Source organism: SAR324 cluster bacterium (assembly GCA_029245725.1).
In the GTDB taxonomy this organism is placed as follows: Bacteria; SAR324; SAR324; order SAR324; family NAC60-12; genus JCVI-SCAAA005.
In genome coordinates this window covers 1-4613 of record JAQWOT010000376.1, presented here as the reverse complement: position 1 = coordinate 4613, position 4613 = coordinate 1, and the positions used below count along the sequence as shown (strand labels likewise).

The window sequence follows — 4613 nt, the reverse complement described above, 5'->3', positions numbered from 1 at the left end:
AACACAGTCTGGTAAATCACAGTAATTATCAACCAGCATTGATCCTTGGGGAGTTTCAGACGAAGTACTTACTGAGTCAACCTCTTCTTCTAATGTTGCTACCTTGGTTGACGGGTTGGTTGACTCATTTGTCAATTCCTTGTCAACCAAATTGTCAACCTTGGGTACACTTCGCTTACGTTCTGCAATCAGTCTTTTTAGCCCCATTTTACAAGTACCTTCAGCGTTTCTGATAAATAAAAGGTCAACCAGAAGTCAACTCTTAGGTCAACTGAATTCATTGACAATTCTTAAAAAGTCAACCAGTCAACCTCCCTAGGGAAATGATTTGGTTGACTCGCACCACTCCCCTACCTCCTTGGCTCGTTTTACATGCTTATGAACGGCCTGTTTAGTAATCTCCATGAGTGTAGCAATCTGTGATTGAGATAAACCCTCCCGCAGATACTCCAGCACCCGTTCGTAGGTACTTTGCTGAAGGCTCTTGGATGTCCATTGGAGCCTACCAAGCTCATCTGTAGACAAAGACAGGTCGATCGGCTCAGCGTCTTCCCCGTGAAAGCCTCTGGACTTGGTGAAATGAACTTCAAAACGGGCTCCTTCCTCTGGGGAATAACCTGTTGGGCGCTTCAAGGCAATCACAGTATCCAAGACATCTTCACGTTTACTCGATCCCCGTTGATCTCCACCCTTACCAGCGTGATGAATGAAGAGAATCGTTTTTCTTTTGACCCTTTGTTTCAGAGCCCAAGCTTGAATCGGTACCCAGCTCTCTGTTTCGTTTTCACGGCCATTTCTCACCAGTGTTGAAATGTTATCAACTACTATGAGATCTGCTTCGTCTACAAACGGTTCCAGTGCCTGCTGTCCTGCCTCATCTGAAAGGTCTGGCATACCAAGTTCTTGGATGTCAGGAGTAATGATACTCAGGGGAAGATTTTCTGGCGGATCGACTGGCAGGGCTTCTACAAGCTTTTCAAAACGTTCTCGAGTCACTGCACAAGGCATCTCCCCATCGATCAGAAGAACTCGCTTAGGCTCTGGAATTTGCCAACTTAGAAAGGGAGCACCCGTAGCAACTGAAAGGGCTATTTGCCAGGTAAACCATGATTTTCCAACACCTCGTTGAGCATAGACCATGGCAAGCCCTTGTTCTGGTAACCACGGTGCCATCAAGCACTTTCGCTCAGGTAATTCCAGTGTCAGTAGCTGTGCTAGCGACAATGCCTTGATCGAGGAAGGCTGATGCTGTTCCTCCACCTCAGATACTTGAAAATCAACTGCTTGGTCCATCAAGCTCTGAAGATCTTCTAGGCCATTGCCCTTGGCAATCCAATCACTAAGGTCCTCTTTCTCACCAAGTTCAGGAAGCTCTAACCAACGAACACGCTTAGCAATCTTGAGGAGTCTCGAGCCAATCATCTGTTGCCAAGGTATGCCGACCTCATCGTTGTCAGGACACAACACTACATCAGCCCCTTTAAGCCAATGTAAACACTCTTCAGCCACATCTTCACCTCCAGATTTCTTGGCACCACTGGGAATTGTTGTTGCCACAAAGCCCAGATTCTCTGCAGATCCAACATCTTTCTCACCCTCAACAAAAAGAATCGATTTCTGCTGTTCTATAGCCTTGAGAACCTGAGGCAATCGATAGGGTAGCCGTTTAATCCCAGCCATCCTCCAAGTCAATGACCCGTCTGAGGCGATGCCTGATTGAAGGAATTTCTTTTTACGCTTTCCCTTGGAGTCAGTAGCTTCTTGGCGAATCACATAAAATTGAAGGCTTCCATCTGGCTGATGGTATTGATAACGCTCAACTTCCCTAAATTTTGGGTCCTCAACCTGTTCAGCCTGCTGGGTCTCAAAGGTAGTTGGTTCGATATTGGGGACTTCTACAGCCCCCTTCACAAGATGCCTTAGCTCCCAGTTCATGCTCTTCATAATCTCTGCTTTTTTGCACCCTGCAAAGCAGTTTAACAAGATTCTTCCATCACCTAGCTTGAGAGATAGACTTGCTTCACTGTCTTTGTGAGCAGGTCACTTTCCTTTGAATTGAGTTCCTGAACCAGTCACTTTAGTGAGTTCGCAGAGACGTTGAAATCGATGCTCTAGTGGGGTTTCTACTTGCACTCATAACTCGCTCGATGATCAGTTGGGTTTAAATCTGAGGGAATTGGTGCTGCGACTTCTTCATCCATCGGCCCGTCAGGTAGCTGCAGACCAACCTTTCTTTCTGCATCCCTGATTTGCAAAAGGATATGTGGAAAAACATCATCGTACGTTGCTTTGTGGATAAGCTCCAAGACTGCCAATGGGTAATTATAATCAAGCACCCCCATGACGTCTGACCAAGGAGAGTTGGGATGTTCAACGGCAGGGCCATGTAGTAACTGCCTCATCCTTCTTAATGTTATGATAAATTCGTCTAGTTCTTGGACAGCATACTTTGTAAGAAAAAATTCTAGTTGGTCAGACATTATCAGCTCCGATTTTTGGTGTGTTTTCGGTGAGATTCTGAATCCAGGTTTGTACTTCGGAAGAACGCCAGCGACTGCTGCGACCAATTTTGATGGGCTGGGGAAACTGACCAGACTCAATGAGTTGGTAGATCTTGGACTTGCGGAATCCGATCACAGATTCCAATTTTCTAAGCGGGAGAAGTGTTTCCACTAGATGCTCCTAATAGTGTTGATGATCACCAACGGATCAGCCCGATGGCTTGAAACAATACTTTCAGGAGTCGGTGGACATTACTCAGAAATTTCTGAGTTTTTCTCAGTTTTTCTTGGCTTCACTTCTTCAATATGTAGCTGAAGTTTCTTGCAAAAGTTTCGTAGTCGATTTCGTATTCATCAATTCTTTTTGTTTTCAGTTTTATTTGATCATTTTTTTCCCAAAGGGATTAATTTCGACGATGTCTCCTTCTACAATGAGATTCCCATTCTTCCCTTCATAGATGAGATTCTTCCAGCAGTCGCGAGCGTTGGAAATTCCATTTTGTACTTGAGACAAAATCAATTTTGTATGAAGTTCCCGAGGCTTATAATTCTGGGAGCTCTGTTTGGTTACCCCAGTTTTTAAACTGCTCAATCCATAATCCTTCTTGAACTTACCCCTCAGAAATGGTTCTAGAAATATGTGCAAACTGCACAACTCATCCAACTTTGCCCTGATTTGTTCTAAACTTTCGTCACTGCTGATGACTAGGTTTGATGTGATATTTTGCCATGTCTTCAAAATAGCACTCTTATAAGTTTGGCGTTTCTGATTGAAGTCTGACTTTTCCTTTTTTGGGTTTCTCGGGTTTTCCTTAATAATTCCGACTTTTAAGTGCATTGCATATTCATTTACCCAGTAATCAAAAGTATTTAGAAGAACCTCCACCGCTTCATTCTCAGAAATTTTATCAAGTGAAGCCCGTTCCTTTTTCTCCTCTTGCTGCAGATCTTCAGAGCTCATGAGTATTACCTTCAGGTGTTTTAATTTTATGCATTGGGAGAATGTGATTCGGCTTCATCAAGTTGATCTGCCCACCATTGAAGAATCTGTCTCCTTTCCTCCAAGTATTGAGCACGGTTGTAAGCAGCACGAACCTCATTTTTCTCAGAATGAGCTAGAACCCATTCAATGGCATCGCGGTTCCACAGACCGGACTCATTGGCATGAGTACTAAACGAAGAGCGAAATCCATGAGGTTGTACTTGATCAGGTGAGTAGTTCATTTTGAGCATAGTATTCTTGAAAAGTGGTCCTTCAGAGAGGCCATTTCCAGTATTTCCTGGAAACAACCACTGGTCATTCCAATAGTATGATTTGATACGCTTCAGGAGCGATACTGCTTGATGACTAAGGGGCACAAGATGCTCTCTAGACTCTTTCATGAATTCAGCGGGAATCATCCAAGTTGGTTTATCCCCATCAAGATCTCTGAAATGTTCCCATCTAGCCTTCCGGACATTCTTTGATCGGACAACTGTGAGAATCAAAAATTCTAGTGCCAGATTAGATTGCGTGACAGCCTTGGATTGTGAATCTTTGAGACTTCGCATGAAGTTACCCATTTCATGGAACTCCAGAAAATTCCTGTGCTGGCTTCTGTGCCTTTTAAGGTCAGGGGCATGTTTAACAGCTTCTGCGGGATTGTTTTCACAGAGCTCATGTAACCGAGCATAATTAAAGACTTCCTGTAGTATCCTTCGACAAAGATCTGTAATCGATGTTGAGCCTCTATCAGAAATTCGGTTCAGAACATCGAAAATATCTGCATTCTTCAGTTCGTAAATTTGACGATTCCCAATAACTGGTATCACATCATTTTTCAGCAGTGATTGTCTTATCCGAAAAGTATTTCGAGACAAGGTAGGTTCTTTTTTGGCTAACCACTGATTGGCAATTACATGAAAGGTCTGACGACTCTTCGCTTCCTCTTTAGCCTTCTGCTCAAGTTGCAGAGCGTTGTCCTGGTCCTTTAATCTCTTTAACTGCAAGCGGGTGATTGTCCCTTCTCTAGGATCTTCTCCCTTCTGAACCATCAGCCAAGCTTCCTCATGCATCTCTCTGGCATCAGAGAGCCGAACCGTTGGGTAGCTTCCCAAGCTGAGTTTTAGTTG

Annotated in this window: 6 protein-coding genes; all 6 read right to left on the bottom strand. The window is 44.0% G+C overall.

Translation table 11 applies throughout. The features are described 5' to 3' along the window. A partial coding sequence (locus P8O70_20765) for a hypothetical protein (protein MDG2199273.1) occupies window positions 1–207 on the bottom strand: 207 nt, incomplete at its 3' end. A gap of 108 nt (window positions 208–315) precedes the next feature. Beyond that, window positions 316–1944, bottom strand: a complete 1629-nt coding sequence (locus P8O70_20760; GenBank protein MDG2199272.1) for an AAA family ATPase — start codon at window positions 1942–1944, stop codon at window positions 316–318. 179 nt (window positions 1945–2123) lie between these two features. After that, complete coding sequence (locus P8O70_20755; protein ID MDG2199271.1) at window positions 2124–2480, bottom strand: hypothetical protein; 357 nt, start codon at window positions 2478–2480, stop codon at window positions 2124–2126. After that, on the bottom strand, window positions 2473–2673 hold the full coding sequence (locus P8O70_20750; GenBank protein MDG2199270.1) for an AlpA family phage regulatory protein: 201 nt from the start codon (window positions 2671–2673) through the stop codon (window positions 2473–2475). Before P8O70_20750 ends, P8O70_20755 begins: the two co-directional genes overlap by 8 nt. Before the next feature lie 204 nt (window positions 2674–2877). Then, entirely contained in the window at window positions 2878–3462 is a 585-nt protein-coding gene (locus P8O70_20745) for a hypothetical protein (protein MDG2199269.1), read from the bottom strand. 26 nt (window positions 3463–3488) lie between these two features. Further along, window positions 3489–4613: tyrosine-type recombinase/integrase (locus tag P8O70_20740; protein ID MDG2199268.1), on the bottom strand; the 1125-nt coding region annotated here is incomplete at its 5' end.

Coding starts and splice junctions, on each gene's coding strand:
- P8O70_20760 (MDG2199272.1), bottom strand. CDS start 1,944: ATGAAGAGCATGAACTGGGAGCTAAGGCATCTTGTGAAGGGGGCTGTA.
- P8O70_20755 (MDG2199271.1), bottom strand. CDS start 2,480: ATGTCTGACCAACTAGAATTTTTTCTTACAAAGTATGCTGTCCAAGAA.
- P8O70_20745 (MDG2199269.1), bottom strand. CDS start 3,462: ATGAGCTCTGAAGATCTGCAGCAAGAGGAGAAAAAGGAACGGGCTTCA.